Source organism: Arthrobacter oryzae (assembly GCF_003634095.1).
GTDB lineage: Bacteria > Actinomycetota > Actinomycetes > Actinomycetales > Micrococcaceae > Arthrobacter > Arthrobacter oryzae.
The window spans coordinates 871,786-889,022 of record NZ_RBIR01000001.1; the positions used below are offsets into that span (position 1 = coordinate 871,786).

Here is a 17,237-nt window from a genome sequence, read left to right on the forward strand (position 1 = left end):
TCATGCCGGCGGGCAAGACAGGAAAAGCGCGGCCTTGGGCCCGCACTGGCGCCCTCCAGCAGTCATTCGGGGAGATTAGCCAGGATGATTTTTTCCATGGTTTCCTGCAAGTAGTGCTGGCCATCCGCGCTGGGGTGGTCTCCGTCCGGCCCGATCAGTTCCTCAGCGTGCCCCATAATCCATTGCTCCTGGATGGGATCGACGAACACGGCGCCCGCCTCGGTTGCCGCGGCTCGGTCCTCATCACGGACTTGAAGGCGGGCCGGCTCGGGCGCGTTGGTGTACGACGGCGGTCCGACCACGACGATCTTGGCGTCGGGGGCTTTGGCGCTAATCTCAGCGAGAGTTTTGGAGACGGCCTCTTTCAGCACCGAACCGTCGGTGCCCATGTCATTTTCGGACCCGAAAACCAGCACCATTTGCGTCGTCTTTTGAACGCTTCCGTCGACCTGGGACAGGAATGTGGATCCGCCGTCACCTTGGCTGACGTAGCCGCTGCCGTTGACTGCCGCATCGACAATGGCGAGGGGACGCTTGCCTCCGCTGGTGCCGTTCCGGACCAGATTAGGCCATGCCATATCCGGGCTCGTTCCTAATCCCGTGCTGAGCGAGTCACCGATCACCACTATCCGCGCTGCGGGCGGAGGTACGGTACTCGACACCGACACCGTCGGCGTCGGCGTCGGCGTCGGCGTCGGCTGCCTGGAGTCGGGCGGGTGGCCCAGCAGTTGGGACGCGACGGGGGCGGCGGCCGCGGCCCCAACGGACAGGGCAGCGACGCCTGTGAGTACAAGAAGACTGCGGGCGTATCGCCGCAAGCGTGTTTTCAAGAGGCTGACCCAACGGACGTGAGGTGGTCGATAACGTGGTGTCCACCATAACAGGACCCAAAAAAGGACCCGCCAGCCTTTGCCAGCCTGTTCCATTCCCGCACCCAGTGAACTCCAAGTTCCCGCCGGTAGTATCGGGGAGTTTGTCGGGGATATTCGGAGGATTCGGTTGCGTCATTGGTTCTACGGGCTCAGCCTGCTGGAGGGCTGGCTTCCCGTCACTCTCTTTGCTCTGGGAGCCGCTTCGATCGTTTTCCTGCTGTGGCGCCGCCGCCGCCGCTGGTGGATCTTCGTTGCCGCTGCGCTGGCGGCTTCGGCGGCGGTGTGCCTGCTCCTGGCGTGGCTGCTGGTGCATGTCTTCTACGTGTGGCCGGAGGATCTTCCCATTGAGGTGGTGGGTTGGGCTGCCCTTGGGGTCTTCGGCGTTGTAGCCACAATCGCCACTTTTTCCTTGAGCGGCCGTTGGCGCCGCGTTCTTGCCCCGCTTGCGGGCCTGCTGGTGATCGCCGTCTGCGGTCTCCAAATCAACGCTTATTTCGGGCTGTTGCCCACCGTAGGGGACCTGCTCGGCGTTCCGTCGTCGACGCTCCTGCCCCTGGAGTCGGCCCTGGAAAAACACGGCGACCGGATCTCCGTGGAAACTGCACCGTTGTATGAGCACTGGCATGAGCCGGCGCATCTCGCGGCGAACGGAGCCCTGCGGTTCGCGCCGATCCCCGGGACCGTTTCCGGCTGGCACGGACGCGACGCCCTCGTCTTCCTGCCGCCGGCGTACCTGCTGAAGAATCGGCCCAAGCTGCCCGTCCTTGTCCTGGTGGGAAGCCAGCCCGGATGGCCGGGCGTGTGGACCGTCAGCGGTGGCCTCGTGGCGGCGATGTCCCATTTCGCGGCCCAGCATCACGGGCTGGCGCCCGTCGTCGTCATCCCTGACCCCAACGGCACGGAAGACGGCAACACGATGTGCATGGACACGACATTTGCCAAGACGGACACCTATATGAGCGTCGACGTGCCGGAGTGGATCCGTCACAACCTGGATGTCGATTCGAATCCGAAGCATTGGGCGATCGGCGGGTTTTCCTTTGGTGGTACATGTGCGGTGCAGATGGCAACCCGCCATCCGCAGATCTACCCAAACTTCATGAGCTTCTCCGGGGAGCGCGAACCCGCACTCGCCGTTTCCCGCCAGCAGACGGCCGATCAGGCATTCGCAGGAAATCTGGCCGCCTTCACGGCACAGGTTCCGCTGACGTTATTGGGTCAGCATCGGTACCCCAATATCCATGGTTTTTTCGCCGCGGGCGCCGACGACCCGGAATTCAGCGCCAACGCCACCGTCCTTGCCGCGGCGGCCACCAAGGCGGAGATGCATGTCCAATCCGACATCGTGCCCGGCGCTGGCCATTCGTGGGCAGTGGTGTTGGGTTCCATGCAGACCGCGATGGACTTCATGGCCGGCCCGCTCGGGTTGGCACCGTGAGCGTACTCCCCGGCCCCCGGCGGTGGCTGAGGGCTGCGGGGCGGCTGGCGCGCAAAGTCCCGCTGGCCCTAGCTCTCACCACGCTGCTCTGGGCCGCAGCCATCGCTACGGGGTCCATGCTTTCCGGTCCCCCGCCGGCCATCGAGCACGAGGTGCCGGTCAGCCTCCAGTCGCTGGCTCAGGGCAGGTGGTGGACAGTTTTCTCCTCGGCGTTCTTCTCCGGAAACCTTGCCTCCCATCTGCTTGCCAGCGCGGTGCTCTTAGGCTTCGTGGGCCTCGCCGAGGCGACCATGGGCACGCGGCGGACGGCCGTGGCCTTCATGGCAGGTCACCTTGGCGCGTTGGTCCTCTATTTCTCAGTGGTTCCGCTCGGAGTGGCGCTGGGAAGCGAATGGCTGGCCGGAATGCTGCACGCCCCGCTCGCCGGACCGTACGCGGCCTCGTTGGCCGCTGTCATCGCGGCCAGCCCGTTGATCAGTGCCCTGTGGCGCCGCCGGCTGCGTTCTCTGATCCTCGCAGTGACTCTGATGCTGCTGCTGTATATCGGGCACCCGCAGAACCTGCTGGCTTTCCTCGGCGTCCTCTGCGGATTCGGGTTGGCCGCCGTGATGAGCCCACGCCCGGCCGAGGCGCATTTCATGCGTTCGACCAGCCGCGAGACCCGGGCGCTGCTGTCGATGATAGTTGCCGTCTTCGCCGCGGGCCCGGTGATGGCCGGCCTGGCGCAGGCGCCGTCGGGTCCCCTGGCCATCCTGCGGAATCTCATTGTCAATCCGGTTCCCACCATCAACCAGCTGCAGGCCAATTGTCCTGCAGCCGTGGACCTGAGCTGCGCCCAGGTCATTCACAGCCCCGGCCTGGACGGCCCCGGAGGGGTAGCGCTGTCGCTGGTGCCACTGGTGTTGCTGCTCGTCTGCGCCGAAGGGCTTCGCCGCGGGAACAGGATCGCCCTCTGGGCGGCCATATCCGCTCACCTGGTGATCGGCGTGCTCTCGGCGGTGTACCTGCAGCTCTTTTCCCTGTTCGGTCTCTATACCCGCAGCGGCGGGCGGGTGCTCCCCGTCGGCCCGGGGGTGGTCGAGGTGCTGCCTGTGGTGCTCGTGCCCTTTGTGATTGCGGGTCTCCTCTACGCCAACCGCCGGCATTTCATCGTCGACACGGACCCGGTGCTGCGCAGGCGCACGCTCATTCTGCTCCCGTCCGTCTTCGCGGTGTTCGCCGGCGGCTACGTGGCCGCATGGTTTGCGGAGGACAACTATTACCGAAGGGCGGGGCTGCTGGCGCTGCTGACCACCCTGCCGCGGATGTTCCTGCCGTACCCGTTCTCCTTCCGATATTCCGTGTCGGTTTACCCGCATGGTTTCTTCTCTCCGTTGTTGTTCAGCTATGGAGGCGCAGCTTTTTGGCTCGTCTGCCTGGTCAGCGCCTTGCTCCTTTTCCTGAGCCGCCGGATAAGGAGCCACCGCCCCGAGAGCGATCTGGCAAGGGCCGGAGAGTTGGTGCGCCGGGGCGGAAACTCGCTGTCCTGGATGGCCTTGTGGCCGAACAATCGATACTGGTTCAACGCCGCCGGAACCGTCGGGATCGCCTACCAGATGCATTACAACGTTGCCCTCACCGTGGGTGGCCCGTTCGGAAATCCTGAGGACTTCGAGGCGGCCTCCCAGGAGTTCATTCTCTTCTGCACCGCCCAGTCCCTGACTCCGTGTTGGTATTCGGTCACCGACGCCAACTGGGACGCGCTGAGGAGCCTGGGATTTCGACGCGTGTCAGTGGCGGAGGAGACCATGCTGCCGATCCGGGGAATTGAGTTCAAGGGAAAGGAATGGCAGAACGTCCGAACTGCCCTCAACAAGGCGCAAAAGCTTGGGATCACGGCCCGATGGGACGTCTACAGCGCCCTCAGCGTCGGCCTGCGGACGCAAATTAATGAAATCTCCGAGGACTGGGTTTCCGAAAAAGCGCTGCCCGAAATGGGATTCACGCTCGGAAGCGTCGAGGAACTCAAGGACGACAACGTCCTCCTCTGCCTGGCCGTGGACGAGGAGGGAAAAGTGCATGGAGTCACCAGCTGGTTGCCCGTTTTCCGCGACCAGGAAGTGGTCAGCTGGACCCTTGATTTCATGCGCCGCAACAGCCAGGGGTTCAACGGGGTCATGGAATTCCTCATCGCCTCGGCCGTGCTCCGTTTCAAGGAAACGGTGGACACCATCTCGCTCTCCGGATCGCCCCTGACCCGCTCCGAAAAGGGGCCCTCCGCGCCCGGACCCGGGGAAGATCCGTTGGCCGCGGCGGACGGGACCCTGGTCGAACGTTTCCTGAAGCTGCTGGGAAATGCACTTGAGCCCGTGTACGGATTCCAGTCCCTCGCGGCCTTCAAGCAGCGGTTCCAGCCCCAGCACCGGGCGCTATACATGATGTATCAGGACCCCTTGCGGCTGCCATCGATCGGCAGGGCCGTCACCGAGGCCTACATGCCAAACCTGTCCGTGCGGCAGACCGCCCGGCTCCTGCGCGGCATCATGGGCTGACATCCGCCAGAACCACTCTGCAGCGGAGCCAAGCCGGCGAATCGACTTTGGAAGAATGTCAGGACAAACTCTTGACGTTGCCGTTAGAGCGCTCTAACGTTGAAGACACGTGATCCAGCCCACTGCCTGGAACGCTCCCAATTCAAAGTCCGCCAGTCCGGCCGGCCGAATCGAGGAAGTCAACAATGTCGTTGCACACAGCAAGCTCGCCCGTATCGGGCTCAAAACATCGCGGGTATCTTGCCCGCCTCACTGTCATCTCCACGCTGGGCGGGCTCCTGTTCGGCTACGACACCGGCGTTATCTCCGGCGCGTTGCTCTACATGCAGGATTCCCTCAGCATGAGCCCCGTTGAAGAGGCCACAGTCGTCAGCGCCCTGCTGTTTCCGGGTGCCGCGGTCGGCGCGCTGAGCGGGGGGCGGCTGGCGGATAAACTCGGCCGGCGCGGCACGTTGCTTGTCTGTGCGCTGCTCTTCCTCATCGGAGCCATAGGCTGCGCCATCGCGCCGACGGTTGGATTCATGGTCGTGGCCCGCGTCATCCTGGGCCTCGGCGTCGGGGCCGCCGCCGTGACGTGCCCCCTCTACCTTGCCGAAATGGCCCCGGCGCATCTGCGCGGACGCATGGTGACCATCAACGAACTGATGATCGTTACCGGCCAGATGCTCGCTTTTGCCATCAACGCGTTGCTCGATGCCGTCATCCACGACTCGGAGGTCTGGCGCATCATGCTTGGCGTTGCGTCCATCCCCGCCATCGCGCTCTTGATTGGAATGTACGTTCTGCCCGAGTCGCCGCGCTGGTTCGCCATCCGTGACAGGTTCGACGAGAGCCGCCGCATTCTTGACCTCAGCCGCAGCCCGGAGGAAGCCGACTTCGAGTACAGGGAAATTGTCGAGTCCGCGAATGGGGCCCGCGATGAGCGCTCCAGTGCCTGGCGCGATTTGAAGAACAATCCGTGGATGCGCCGGCTCCTCTGGGTGGGCATCGGCCTCGCCGCTGCCCAGCAGGCAACGGGCATTAATACCGTGAACTATTACGCGCCGACCATCCTCGAGCGCAGCGGCCTCGGCGTGAGCGCCTCGCTGGTGGCAACCATCGCCGTCGGGGTGACGTCGGTGCTGATGACCGTCCTGGGTATCTGGCTGCTGGGCTTCATCGGGCGCCGCCGCATGCTCGTCATTGGCTTCTCCGGGGTGGTGGCCTCGCAGGCTCTCCTCGCCGTCGTTTTCACGCTTCCCCAGTCGGACTTCGTCAGCTACACCATCCTGGCGGCGATGATGCTGTTCGTGGCCTTCGTCCAGTGCTTCATCGGAACCTGTGTATGGCTGCTGCTCTCCGAGATCTTCCCGCTCGCCATTCGAGGCTTCGCGATGGGCATTGCGGTGTTCGCCCTCTGGACCGTGAACGCGGCCATCTCCTTCCTGTTCCCGATCCTGGTCGTCGCTCTGGGCTCTACCGGGACGTTTACCGTGTTCGTGCTGGTGAACGTCGTTTCCCTCATCTTCGTGGCCAGGTTTGTGCCGGAGACGAAGGGACAATCGCTTGAAGAGCTGGAGGTGCACTTCCGCACCGGAGGCATTCCGGTCATCGTTCCCCCCGCCGCCCCCGGGGAAAAGGCGGTGGCTCTGTGAGCCCGGCGGCACCTGCGCGGGGGTTCTCCCCCGCCGGTCACTAGCCGCGGCTGGAGCGGTCCGAGGCCATCGCCGGCCCTACGCCGAACGCCGCCCGCATTGCTGCGGGCGGTTTTCGGCCGCTGGCGTGGGGGGCCGGAGGCCACCGTCCCTGCCGCGATACCCTTGCTGGCAGGAGGTTACTTGTCAAGGAGTGCTGTGAATCATCAGGGAAGGGCCAAGCGGGCCACCATTGAGGACGTGGCGCGCGAAGCGGGCGTATCCCGGGCGCTCGTATCCCTCGTGCTTCAGGGCTCACCAAAGGTAAGTCAACAAAAAAGAGAAGCCGTCGCCGTCGCCATGACCGCACTCGACTACCGGCCAAGCAACGCGGCCCGCTCGCTTGCCAGCGGACGGACGCGAACCGTGGGGGTGCTGCTGGACGACCTTGCCAATCCCTGGTTCGTGGAACTGCTTGACGGCATGCAGGGCATCTTCAGGGAACAACAGCTGCGGATGGTCCTCGGCGACTCCCGATACCTGTCCCGCCCGGGCGAAAGCCCGGTGTCGGCGTTCATGGAACTTCGCGTTGATGGGCTGATCATCGCAGGAGACATCGATGCCGATGAAGATCTCACACGCGCCACGCTGACCACGCCGGCCGTCGTGGTCGGAACCCGCGCCTTCGACCTCCCGGCAGCAGACCGTGTCACCAATGATGACGCCGCCGGCGCCCGCCTGGCCGTCGAACACTTGATTGGCCTCGGCCACGACGACATCGCTTTCCTCACCGCTCCCACCGGATCCGCCAGGGTGCGGGCCGACGCCTACCGGGAGACGATGACCCGGCACGGCCTGCAGGAGTGCATCCGGGTGATACCAACGGACATGAGCGAAGACGCGGGCTTTGCGGCCATGAGCAGCCTCGTCGACAGCGGCCGGATGCCCACGGCAGTCTTTGCCGCCAACGATATCCTCGCCGTGGGCGCGCTTTCGGCCGCCGACAATTACGGCATTCGTGTCCCTTCTCAACTCTCGCTCGTCGGATACGACAACACCTACCTGGCCGGGATCCGGCACGTCTCGCTGACCACAGTCGACCCCGTCAGCCGGGAAGTAGGCGTCCGCGCCGCCGCGTTTCTCCTCTCACGCATTGCCGACCCCTCGCTGCCGCAACGTACCGAGGTGCTGCCCCCACGCCTGGTCGTGCGCAACAGCACCGCTCACGCCACCCGCGCCTGACACCCCCGGCGCCCTGTGCTTGGCCGGCTCCGCCAGGGGTGTCCCGGTCAGCGGTCGTGGCCCGTCCCCGGGCGCCGTGCTGTCAGTTTGCCTCGGCGCCGACCCCTGCCTGGACGGCACCGCCGGCGAGCCGCAGCCAGGTATCCACCACGGTGTCGGGGTTCAAGGAGACGGAATCGATGCCTTCCTCGACCAGCCACTCGGCGAAGTCCTCGTGGTCGCTGGGACCCTGGCCGCAGATGCCCACATATTTGCCGCGCGCCTTGCAGGCCTTGATGGCCATGCTCAGGAGCTTCTTGACCGCAGGGTCGCGTTCATCGAAGCCGCCCGAGACGATTGCGGAATCCCGGTCCAGGCCCAGGGCCAGCTGAGTCATGTCATTGGAGCCGATGGAGAATCCGTCGAAGTGGTCCAGGAACTCGTTGGCCAGCAGGGCGTTGGACGGAATCTCGCACATCATGATCACCTCGAGGCCGTTCTCGCCGCGGACGAGGCCGTTCTCCGCCAACAAATCGATGACGCCGCGGGCCTCGTCCAGGGTCCGCACGAAGGGGATCATCAGCTTGACGTTGGTCAGCCCCATCTCGTTGCGGACAAATGACAGGGCCTCGCACTCCAGATCGAAGCAGTCCCGGAAGGACGGCTCCAGGTACCGCGAGGCGCCGCGGAAGCCGATCATCGGGTTCTCTTCGTGCGGCTCGTAGGCTGGCCCGCCAATCAGGTTGGCGTACTCGTTGGACTTGAAGTCGGACATGCGCACAATCACCGGTTCCGGCGCAAAGGCGGCCGCGATGGTGGACACGCCTTCGGCCAGGCGCCTGATGTAGTAGTCGCGCGGGCTGTCGTACGCGGCGATCCGGTCGCGGATTTCAGCGGCGACATCCGCCTGCTGCTCGTCCAGGTTCAGCAGTGCCTTGGGGTGGATGCCGATCTGGCGGTTGATGATGAATTCGAGCCGGGCCAGGCCCACTCCATGGTTGGGCAGCTGCGCAAAGGTGAAGGCCTGCTCCGGGGTGCCAACATTCATCATGACCTTGACGGGTGCCTCGGGCAGCTGGGTGATCTCGGTTTCCTCGACGCTGAACTCCAGGAGTCCTTCGTAGATCACGCCGGTCTCGCCGTCGGCGCAGGAGACGGTCACGTCGAGACCGTCGGAGAGCGCGTCCGTGGCGTCACCCGTGCCGACGACGGCGGGAATCCCCAGTTCCCGGGCGATGATGGCCGCGTGGCAGGTGCGCCCGCCGCGGTTGGTCACGATGGCGGAGGCGCGCTTCATGATCGGTTCCCAGTCCGGGTCGGTCATGTCCGCGACGAGGACGTCGCCGGTCTTGAAGGCGGCCATCTGGTCGATCGAGGTGAGGATGCGGACGCTGCCGGCGCCGATGCGCTGGCCGATGGCCCGGCCTTCGACCAGCACCCGGCCGGTCCCGTTGAGGCGGAAGCGGCTCAGGCTGCCGGCGGCCCGGCGGGACTGCACGGTCTCGGGGCGCGCCTGCAGGATGTAGAGGCCGCCGTCGATCCCGTCCTTGCCCCATTCGATGTCCATGGGGCGGCCGTAGTGGTTCTCGATGGCGACGGCGTGCCGGGCGAGCTGCTCGACGTCGTCGTCAGTGAGGCTGAAGCGGTTCCGCAGGGACGCCTCAACCGGCACGAAGTCGATGGTGCGGCCGATCTCGCGGCTGTTCGTGTAGGTCATCTGGAGGGCCTTCTCGCCCAGTCCACGTTTGAGGATGGCGGGCCGCCCGGCCTGCAGCGCGGGTTTGTACACGTAGAACTCGTCCGGGTTCACGGCGCCCTGAACGACAGCCTCGCCGAGGCCGTAGGAGGACGTGACGAACACGGCGTCCTGGAACCCGGATTCGGTGTCCATGGTGAACATGACGCCGGAGGCCCCGACGTCGGAGCGCACCATGCGCTGGATGCCGGCCGAGAGGGCGACCTCGGCGTGCTCGAATTTGTGGTGCACGCGGTACGCGATGGCACGGTCGTTGTAGAGCGAGGCGAAGACATCCTTGATGGCGAGCAGGATGTTCTCGATCCCCCGGACGTTCAGGAACGTCTCCTGTTGCCCGGCGAAGGAGGCATCGGGGAGGTCTTCCGCCGTGGCGCTGGAGCGGACGGCCCAGGAGAGGTCCTCCGAGCCGCCGTGTTTGTCCACCAACCGCTGGTAGGAGTCCCGGATCTGCGCCTCGAAGTCCGGCAAGAAGGGCGTGGCGCGCATCAGGGAACGGATCTCCTGCCCCGCCGTGGCCAGGGCCGTCACATCGTCAGTGTCCAGGCCGACCAGCCGGTCGGCGATCTTCTGGTCCAGGCCGGAATCGGCCAGGAAGGCGCGGTAGGCATCCGCGGTGGTAGCGAAGCCGTCCGGGACCTGGACGCCGGCAGATGTCAGGTTCTGCACCATTTCGCCGAGGGAGGCGTTCTTGCCGCCCACCCGGTCCAGGTCCTTGAGTCCGAGTTCTGAGAACCACAGGATGTCTGTCGTCATAGTTGCTGCTCCTTTGCAGATGATGCCATGCAGATGTGCCGCCCAGTTCACCGGGATGGCCGGTGAACTGGGCGCAAGTCCTGTCCACAGTGACAGGTCTTTGGCGCTCTTTCCACATGACGTGCGCCACACCAAGCTTGTGAAACTTTTCCCTAATGTTTGAGGTTCATCCGCTGCAAGATCGTGGCCGCCATTTCCTCGACGGACACGGTGGCTGAATTCAGGTACGGAATCCTGTGGGAGACGTACAACTGCTCGGCGCTGCGCAACTCGAAGCCGCACTGCCGCAGCGACGCATACGGTGAGCCTCGGCGCCGTTCGGTGCGGATCTGGCTCAGGCGCAGGGGGTTGGAGGACAGGCCGAAACATTTCTCAACGAAAGGCCGCAACGGTTTGGGGAGCCCTTCCCGTTCAAAGTCCTCGTCCACCAGCGGGAAGTTCGCGGCGAAGATGCCGTGTTGCAGCGCCAAATACATGGTGGTGGGCGTCTTGCCGCAGCGGGACGGCGCCACCAGGATGACCTGGGCCTTTTCCAGCGCCCGCAGGCTCTGGCCGTCGTCGTGTTCCATGGCATACTCGACGGCGGCCATCCGGGATTGATACCGCTCCGCGTTCCCGAGGCCGTGCGCCCGCCCCGGCTCTCCGCTAGCCGGCGTGCCCAGGGCCTGCTCCAGCTGACCGACGTGTGTCCCGATGAGATCCACGATGATTCCCTTGCACGTCGCCAAGGCCTGACGGATATCGCTGCTGACCGCGGTGGAAAAGACGATCGGCTGCAGGCCGGTCGCGGCGAGGCTGTCAATGGTCTTGACCACGGACCTCGCCTGCTCGGCCGTGGTGATGAACGGGACCGTGATGCGGTCAAAATTGTTCGCAGGGAACTGCGTCAGCAAGGTATTGCCGAGGGTTTCAGCGGTGATGCCCGTACTGTCCGAAAGGAAGTAGACAGGCCGACGATCGTCATTGGTCATGAACGCATTCTCCACCAGAGTGGCCCCGGCCCGGAATCGGGCCTCTTTGATGGGTCGACACGGTCCCTACCCGGCTTCCGGTCACGCACGTAGACTGCTCGCGTAAACACACCAACTGTCTCAGGAGATGGACATGAGCTACACAGGCACCGGTAACGAGAAGGCCGTTGCGGCAAGTGACCTCAACCGGACACATGTCGGACTGACCGTGAGCTTCCAGCCGGACGAATTTACCGTGGTCTTCGGCCGGATCGGCGCCATTGCACGCAAGGAGGGCGGGGTGACCATCGCGCTGGAGGGCGTGGACGGCACGGGGGCCCTTCCATCCCACTACAGCCTGCCTCCGGCCCAACAGGTCTACGTCCAGCCGGACATGCTCACCAACACGGAGTCGACCATCAAGGATATGTTCGGCAAGCTGCAGGAGAATCTACGGAGCCACAAGGGCGACCAGCGAACGGACACCGTTTAGGCCGCTACTCACGAGTGGCGTCGCCGCGCCAGGTCCGGGAGTGGGTGAGTCCTATCCCTCGCACTCCTTGCAGTAGAAATGGCCGTCCTTTTCGCGTGCGAGCTGGGAGCGGTGCCGGACCAGGAAACAGGAGGAGCAGGTGAACTCGTCTGCGGCCTGGGGAATTACCTGAACAATCAGTTCCTCGGCGACAAATTCCCCGCCGGGGGTCATGGCGTCATCCAGCGCGTCGGATTCGTCCAGCTCGCTGACGACGCTGCGGGCGTCCGGGGCGTTGGCGGACTGCAACGCCTCGAGGGAGCGGTCCTGTGATTCCTTGACGTCGGAACGTACTTCGTCGTAATCGGTTGCCACTGAGGTGCTTCTCTTTTCTTGCGTTCTTAGCTGACGCTAATGCAACGTAGCCCGGGGGTCCGGTATTCCGTGTTCCTGCGACTCCGGCCGGCGTCGCCCGGGAACGGACGGCGTCCCTCATGGCCGCGAAAACCGGGGCCGACGAAAAGCTACAAGCGGCTCCCAGCCGAATGCTAGGGCTCCTCACGGAACTGACGTACTCTGGCGGCAGCTCGGCGGCCCATAAAAGAGCTGTGCCGCCGAGCTCCAGAAGGGGATGAGATGAACGAGATCAGAGTCTTAATCGATGCCGAGCGAACCCGGATGCTCGGTGTGCTGGAAGAGTTGGACAACGAGCAGTGGAACGCGCCCAGCCTGTGCGCCGGCTGGCGGGTGCGGGACGTCGTCGTACACCTGCTGATGCCCTACCAACTGACGGTGCCGCGCTTCCTGGGCAACATGGCGGCCGCCGGATTCAAGTTCGACAAAATGGCTGACCGGTGGGCGAGGAGGGATGGCCGGCCGAACGGGCACATCGTGGATGCCCTTCGCCAGACCGCCCACGGCCGTTTCCGCATTCCCGGCGCCCAGCCCGAGGCGCCCCTATGCCACCTGGTCATCCATGCCCAAGACATCTATCGGCCCCTCGGCGTCGATCACATCATTGACAAGCAAAGTGCGAACATCGTCCTGGATCAGCTGACCAGTCCGCAGGCTCGGAGGGCACTCAAGCCCGGCCTGCTCGACGGGCTCGCCTTCACCGCCAATGACTCGGGCTGGAACTACGGCACCGGCGCCGCAGTGATAGGAAGCGCATCGGCATTGGTTACAACCCTCGCAGGCAGGCCGGCAGCCATCCACGAACTCAGCGGCAGCGGAACGGCCCAAGTCCGGCGGCGGCTCCTGACGGCATCATCCTAAACCGGCGAGTCCACGACGTGATCTCGGCCTTGAAAGCCTCGGGTCTCCTAGAGTATTGACCGTGGCGTCCTTTGGCGGCCGTCCCCTCAACACGCGAGACGGTTCCTGACCCCGGATGACCGTCGCCGAGCAGTGGCGGACCATAATGAGGGAGCGGTCCGCTGCCGCGACCAACTTGAAGAGATCGGAAGATATACCGTGACACGGACCCCGGACCGGCGGTCATTTCTCCTGGCCGCCGCCATGGCACTGGCCGGCTGCGCGCCCGGCCGCCAGGGACCCGGGCCCGCGGCGCACCCGCTTGCCGCTGGCGCGCGGGATCCCGCCAGACGGCCCTCCGCGGGGCTTACCGCGCACACAGGGGCAGCGCCGGGGCCGGTGCCGACCCGGAACCAGGTGACGGCGATGTATGCCGGACGCACCACGAAGTACTGGGGCTTGGAGGCGCCCGGCGTATTGACCCGCCTGCCCCCGGGAACCACCGGGGTGGCGCTGACGTTTGATTTTTGCGGTGGGGTAAACGGCAACGGAGCCGACCTGGCCCTCCTGTCCGTCCTGCGGCAGCAGCACGTCCCTGCCACCTTGTTCCTGAGCTCCCGTTGGATCACCGCCAACCCTGCCCTGGCCATGAACCTGGCCGGGGACCCGCTCTTCGAACTTGCCAACCACGGAACATCCCACCGCCCCCTCTCCGTCACGGGCCGGAGCGCGTACGGGATCCGGGGCACTCGAAACCCCGCCGAGGTCTACGACGAGATCATGACCAACGACGCCTGCCTCACCCAGCTCACCGGACGACGCTCCCGCTACTTCCGACCCGGCACGGCCTACCTTGATGACGTCTCCGCCGCAATCGTCCGTTCCCTTGGCCTCATACCGGTCGGATTCTCCATCAACGGCGACGCCGGCGCTACGTTCCCCGCCGCGACGGTCACCCGCGAGATCTCCCTGGCCCGGGCGGGAGACATCGTCATTGCCCACGGCAACCACCCCGGCGGCGGGACAGCCCCCGGCGTCGAGCACGCCCTGAAAGTCATGAAGGCCCGTGGCGACACGTTCCTCCCGCTCCCCCGGACCACCAATGCCTAAACACTGATGGCCGGAGGATGAATCTTCCTATACCTGGCCCTCACGAAACGCGACGGATCTAGGCCCTCCCGCCCCGGAGCGGTCCGTTATCGTCGGGGCTGCTGATCGGGTCAGCGTGCCGGAGCGCGACGTGCCACGTTCCGTCTTCCCTCCGGAAGACCGTCGTGACCCGAAGGATAAACGGACTTGCCTCCGCGCGCCCCGAAACCTTGGCCTTCCAGTGTTCGACTTCGTGGATGACGGCTGTGTCGGCCGATACCAGGCGGTACAAGCTATCGAAGGACCGGCACTCCCCGTCACGGAAGTGCGCTACGGCGAAATCCGTTCGCTCCTCAACATCGGCCCAGCCCCGGACGGCAGGGCCGAACGGGTTTGCGAGGACGATGTCCCTACCGTGGGAGTACAACCGTTTGATGTCCCGGGCGTCGCCTCTGGCGAAGGTGTCCAGCGCCTCATGGTACTGCGCGAGGACGGTGTCGAAATCCATGGCGTGCCTCCTGCCGGGATTTTTGGGAACGCCTCAATTCTAAGCCCGTGAAGCGTGGATGCGGCCGGGCGCAGGCGGACACTGCAGCGCAGCCGGACACTGCAGACATGCCCCTGACACTACATAATGGGGCTGGACCACTACTTCAGGGGCCCGAACACCAAGCGATCGCGGTAGAGAAGGAGGAGCGATGGCACGCATTTTCATCACCGGCTCAACGGACGGCCTCGGACGGGCCGCCGCGCAGTCCCTGATTGACAACGGCCACGAGGTCATCGTGCATGCACGCACCACCGACCGCCTGGCCGCGGTGAAGGACCTCCTGGACCGCGGCGCCACAAGTGTGGTGGGCGACCTGTCGGACATCGAGCAAACACGCGACGTCGCCGACCAAGTGAACCGAAGCGGCCCCTTGGATTCCGTGGTCCACAACGCGGGTGTGCTCAGCGGGGCACATATCTTTCAGGTCAACGTCTTGGCCCCGTACCTTCTGACCGCACTCGTTCACCGCCCGCGCCGCCTCATTTACCTCAGCAGCGGCATGCACCGCGGCGGCCGCGCCACGCTTTCCGGCATCGACTGGAGCGGACAGGCGCCACAAGTGTCCTACTCGGACAGCAAACTCTATGTCACTGCCCTCGCCGTCGCCGTCGCCCGGCTGTGGCCGGACGTTCTCAGCAACGCCGTCGATCCCGGCTGGGTACCCACCAAGATGGGTGGCCCCAGCGCCCCGGACGACCTGCGGCTCGGCCACCTCACCCAGGCATGGCTCGCCACCAGTAACGACCCGGAAGCGCAAACGAGCGGTGGCTACTGGCACCATCAGCAGCGGACGAAAGCGCACCCCGCCGTCTACGACCACGAATTCCAGAACGACCTCCTGAGCCGCCTGGCCAGTGTCACCGGAGAGCGCATCGCGTAGCGGCGGTGAGCCGCTTGAAGTGACCGGCCGGGAGCTGCCGCGAGCTGCCTGGGTCATCCTGGGCCGCCTTGGGCCCGGCTGGAAGACCTACGACGGCGCAGTGGGCTGGGAGGGAATCGAACCCCCGTGTGGCCAAAGACGCAGAATCCTGGCATAAACCGTTCAGCCCTTGGACCGAGGATACGAACGGAAGCTTGGATTTTCCTTGGGCCCTTCCACGACGCCCCAGCGTAGACAGGGTGACGGCAACCGCGACAGGCCCTGCGAGGGAAGAAGAGGGATCCCGGGCCGAAGGCAGGGCACTCACCCGCCAACCGGATCATTCGTCGTGCCTCAACCTGTTCCCGGAGCTCAGGTTCCGCAGAAGGTCCGGTATGGGCCGAAGCTGTCCGGGGCTGGTGCGGCGTAACGTTCGAGGCCGGGCCGCTCGTCGAAGGGTGAGGCTACTGCGTCCATCAGCTGCTTCAGCGGGCCCGTGTTTCCGGCAGTGGCGGCCGTCAGGGCCTCCTCCACGAGGTGGTTCCGCGGGATGTAGACGGGATTCACCCCGTCCATGGAGTCGGCATCCGGGGCCAAGGCACGCCAGCGCGCAACCCAGTCATCGAACGCCGCGGGGTCAGAAACCTGGCTCCGTGCGGTCTCAGCCTGGCCGCGCGCGGCCTTGCCGAGATGCCGGAAAAACGATGTGTAGTCGGCCCGTGATTCCTGAAGCAGAGCCACAAGTTCGTCCACGAGAGGCGAGGTCACTTCGTCGTCAAGCCCTTCATGTAACCCCAGCTTGGCCTTCATGCCGGCCGACCAGGTGCCACTGTACTGCCGCCGGAACTCGCCGAGCGCTTCCACCGCGAGATCCACCGCCTGCTCCTGGTCATCGTGGAGCAGCGGCAGGAGAGACTCCGCGAGCCGGGCAAGGTTCCACTCCGCCACCAGCGGCTGATTGCGGTAAGCGTAGCGTCCGGTCTCGTCGATCGAACTGTAGACGACGGCTGGGTCGAAGCCTTCCATGAAGGCACACGGCCCGTAGTCGAGGGTTTCGCCTGAGATCGTCATGTTGTCGGTGTTCATGACCCCGTGAACGAACCCTACGAGCATCCACTGGGCTACCAGTGCGGCCTGGGCTGATATGACCCCTTGCAACAGTGCGAGATAGCGGTTCTCCGCCTCCACGGCGGTCGGGTAGTGACGGTCCAGTGCATAGTCGGCCAGGCGGCGAAGAAGGCCGGTGTCACCCGTGGACCCGGCGTACTGGAAGCTGCCCACACGCAGGTGGCTGCTCGCAACCCGGGTAAGTATGGCGCCGGGTAGGAGCGTCTCACGCTGCACCGAACGGCCCGTCGCGACGACGGCGAGGGATCGAGTGGTGGGGATGTTCAGCGCGTGCATGGACTCGCTCACGATAAATTCGCGCAGCATGGGACCGACCACCGCCTGGCCGTCACCGTTGCGCGCAAACGGCGTGCGTCCCGATCCCTTGAGGTGGAGGTCCCGGAGCTGCCCGTCCGCGTGCCTGATCTCGCCGAGGAGGAGTGCGCGCCCGTCCCCCAGGCGGGATGCGTACCAGCCAAACTGGTGCCCGGCGTAGGCCTGCGCCACGGGGCTTGCTTCCGCCGGGAGGGCGTTTCCGATCAGCAGAAGCAGCCCCTCAGGGCTCCGGAGAAAGGCCGGATCGAGACTTAGCTCGGCGGCGAGGGGCTCGTTGAGCACCAGAAGGTCCGGGTCGGGAGCCTCCTCAGCACGCCAAGGAATGGCCATCTCCTTGAACTCCCGGGCGAAGTGGCCATCAAGTGTGACTGTTGAATGCGCGATGTCACTCATTCAATAAGGATACGGGCGGCCCTCCGGCACCGGTCCCGCCGGC

14 protein-coding genes are annotated in these 17,237 nt (G+C 65.1%); 8 read left to right on the forward strand and 6 right to left on the reverse strand.

Features of this window, described 5'->3' with window-relative positions; translation table 11 throughout:
- Window positions 1-62: 62 nt before the first annotated feature.
- Window positions 63-926, reverse strand: a complete 864-nt coding sequence (locus tag C8D78_RS20045; protein WP_120950550.1) for an SGNH/GDSL hydrolase family protein — start codon at window positions 924-926, stop codon at window positions 63-65.
- A 73-nt stretch (window positions 927-999) separates the two neighbouring features.
- On the opposite strand from C8D78_RS20045, the gene C8D78_RS04085 reads away from it, so the two are divergent.
- The 4 genes from C8D78_RS04085 to C8D78_RS04100 all read left to right on the forward strand — a co-directional run bounded on the left by C8D78_RS04085 (window position 1,000) and on the right by C8D78_RS04100 (window position 7,696).
- Entirely contained in the window at window positions 1,000-2,310 is a 1,311-nt protein-coding gene (locus C8D78_RS04085; RefSeq protein WP_208641854.1) for an alpha/beta hydrolase, read from the forward strand.
- Complete coding sequence (locus C8D78_RS04090) at window positions 2,307-4,841, forward strand: phosphatidylglycerol lysyltransferase domain-containing protein (protein ID WP_120950552.1); 2,535 nt, start codon at window positions 2,307-2,309, stop codon at window positions 4,839-4,841. Before C8D78_RS04085 ends, C8D78_RS04090 begins: the two co-directional genes overlap by 4 nt.
- Before the next feature lie 185 nt (window positions 4,842-5,026).
- On the forward strand, window positions 5,027-6,475 hold the full coding sequence (locus C8D78_RS04095) for a sugar porter family MFS transporter (RefSeq protein WP_120950553.1): 1,449 nt from the start codon (window positions 5,027-5,029) through the stop codon (window positions 6,473-6,475).
- 198 nt (window positions 6,476-6,673) lie between these two features.
- A complete protein-coding gene (locus tag C8D78_RS04100) occupies window positions 6,674-7,696 on the forward strand; it encodes a LacI family DNA-binding transcriptional regulator (protein ID WP_120950554.1) in 1,023 nt (340 codons plus the stop codon).
- Window positions 7,697-7,778: 82 nt separating this feature from the next.
- On the opposite strand, the gene ppsA is transcribed toward C8D78_RS04100, so the two are convergent.
- Both ppsA and C8D78_RS04110 read right to left on the reverse strand, forming a co-directional pair.
- Window positions 7,779-10,184 carry a phosphoenolpyruvate synthase gene (gene ppsA, locus C8D78_RS04105; protein ID WP_120950555.1) on the reverse strand — a complete coding sequence of 802 codons (2,406 nt, stop codon included), beginning with the start codon at window positions 10,182-10,184 and terminating at the stop codon, window positions 7,779-7,781.
- A gap of 152 nt (window positions 10,185-10,336) precedes the next feature.
- On the reverse strand, window positions 10,337-11,155 hold the full coding sequence (locus tag C8D78_RS04110; RefSeq protein ID WP_120950556.1) for a pyruvate, water dikinase regulatory protein: 819 nt from the start codon (window positions 11,153-11,155) through the stop codon (window positions 10,337-10,339).
- Window positions 11,156-11,288: 133 nt separating this feature from the next.
- On the opposite strand from C8D78_RS04110, the gene C8D78_RS04115 reads away from it, so the two are divergent.
- Entirely contained in the window at window positions 11,289-11,627 is a 339-nt protein-coding gene (locus tag C8D78_RS04115; RefSeq protein WP_120950557.1) for a hypothetical protein, read from the forward strand.
- A 51-nt stretch (window positions 11,628-11,678) separates the two neighbouring features.
- On the opposite strand, the gene C8D78_RS04120 is transcribed toward C8D78_RS04115, so the two are convergent.
- Entirely contained in the window at window positions 11,679-11,981 is a 303-nt protein-coding gene (locus C8D78_RS04120; RefSeq protein WP_120950558.1) for a DUF4193 domain-containing protein, read from the reverse strand.
- A gap of 261 nt (window positions 11,982-12,242) precedes the next feature.
- On the opposite strand from C8D78_RS04120, the gene C8D78_RS04125 reads away from it, so the two are divergent.
- Together C8D78_RS04125 and C8D78_RS04130 are read left to right on the forward strand one after the other, a co-directional pair.
- The gene (locus C8D78_RS04125; RefSeq protein ID WP_120950559.1) at window positions 12,243-12,881 is read left to right on the forward strand and encodes a maleylpyruvate isomerase family mycothiol-dependent enzyme; all 639 of its coding nucleotides are present in this window, start codon (window positions 12,243-12,245) and stop codon (window positions 12,879-12,881) included.
- 198 nt (window positions 12,882-13,079) lie between these two features.
- Window positions 13,080-13,970 carry a polysaccharide deacetylase family protein gene (locus C8D78_RS04130; protein ID WP_244208231.1) on the forward strand — a complete coding sequence of 297 codons (891 nt, stop codon included), beginning with the start codon at window positions 13,080-13,082 and terminating at the stop codon, window positions 13,968-13,970.
- Between the two features lie 58 nt (window positions 13,971-14,028).
- Here the strand turns inward: C8D78_RS04130 and C8D78_RS04135 are convergent, their stop codons facing one another.
- Window positions 14,029-14,457 carry a YybH family protein gene (locus C8D78_RS04135; RefSeq protein WP_120950560.1) on the reverse strand — a complete coding sequence of 143 codons (429 nt, stop codon included), beginning with the start codon at window positions 14,455-14,457 and terminating at the stop codon, window positions 14,029-14,031.
- Between the two features lie 190 nt (window positions 14,458-14,647).
- Here C8D78_RS04135 and C8D78_RS04140 point away from each other — a divergent pair, with 190 nt between their 5' ends.
- The gene (locus C8D78_RS04140; protein WP_120950561.1) at window positions 14,648-15,379 is read left to right on the forward strand and encodes an SDR family NAD(P)-dependent oxidoreductase; all 732 of its coding nucleotides are present in this window, start codon (window positions 14,648-14,650) and stop codon (window positions 15,377-15,379) included.
- A gap of 351 nt (window positions 15,380-15,730) precedes the next feature.
- Here the strand turns inward: C8D78_RS04140 and C8D78_RS04145 are convergent, their stop codons facing one another.
- Complete coding sequence (locus tag C8D78_RS04145) at window positions 15,731-17,194, reverse strand: protein adenylyltransferase SelO (RefSeq protein ID WP_120950562.1); 1,464 nt, start codon at window positions 17,192-17,194, stop codon at window positions 15,731-15,733.
- Window positions 17,195-17,237: the final 43 nt, after the last annotated feature.

Bases quoted from the DNA above. Each gene is read 5' to 3' on its own strand.
- C8D78_RS20045 (WP_120950550.1), bottom strand. From the start codon at position 926: ATGGAACAGGCTGGCAAAGGCTGGCGGGTCCTTTTTTGGGTCCTGTTA.
- C8D78_RS04095 (WP_120950553.1), top strand. From the start codon at position 5,027: ATGTCGTTGCACACAGCAAGCTCGCCCGTATCGGGCTCAAAACATCGC.
- ppsA (WP_120950555.1), bottom strand. From the start codon at position 10,184: ATGACGACAGACATCCTGTGGTTCTCAGAACTCGGACTCAAGGACCTG.
- C8D78_RS04110 (WP_120950556.1), bottom strand. From the start codon at position 11,155: ATGACCAATGACGATCGTCGGCCTGTCTACTTCCTTTCGGACAGTACG.
- C8D78_RS04115 (WP_120950557.1), top strand. From the start codon at position 11,289: ATGAGCTACACAGGCACCGGTAACGAGAAGGCCGTTGCGGCAAGTGAC.
- C8D78_RS04125 (WP_120950559.1), top strand. From the start codon at position 12,243: ATGAACGAGATCAGAGTCTTAATCGATGCCGAGCGAACCCGGATGCTC.
- C8D78_RS04135 (WP_120950560.1), bottom strand. From the start codon at position 14,457: ATGGATTTCGACACCGTCCTCGCGCAGTACCATGAGGCGCTGGACACC.
- C8D78_RS04140 (WP_120950561.1), top strand. From the start codon at position 14,648: ATGGCACGCATTTTCATCACCGGCTCAACGGACGGCCTCGGACGGGCC.
- C8D78_RS04145 (WP_120950562.1), bottom strand. From the start codon at position 17,194: ATGAGTGACATCGCGCATTCAACAGTCACACTTGATGGCCACTTCGCC.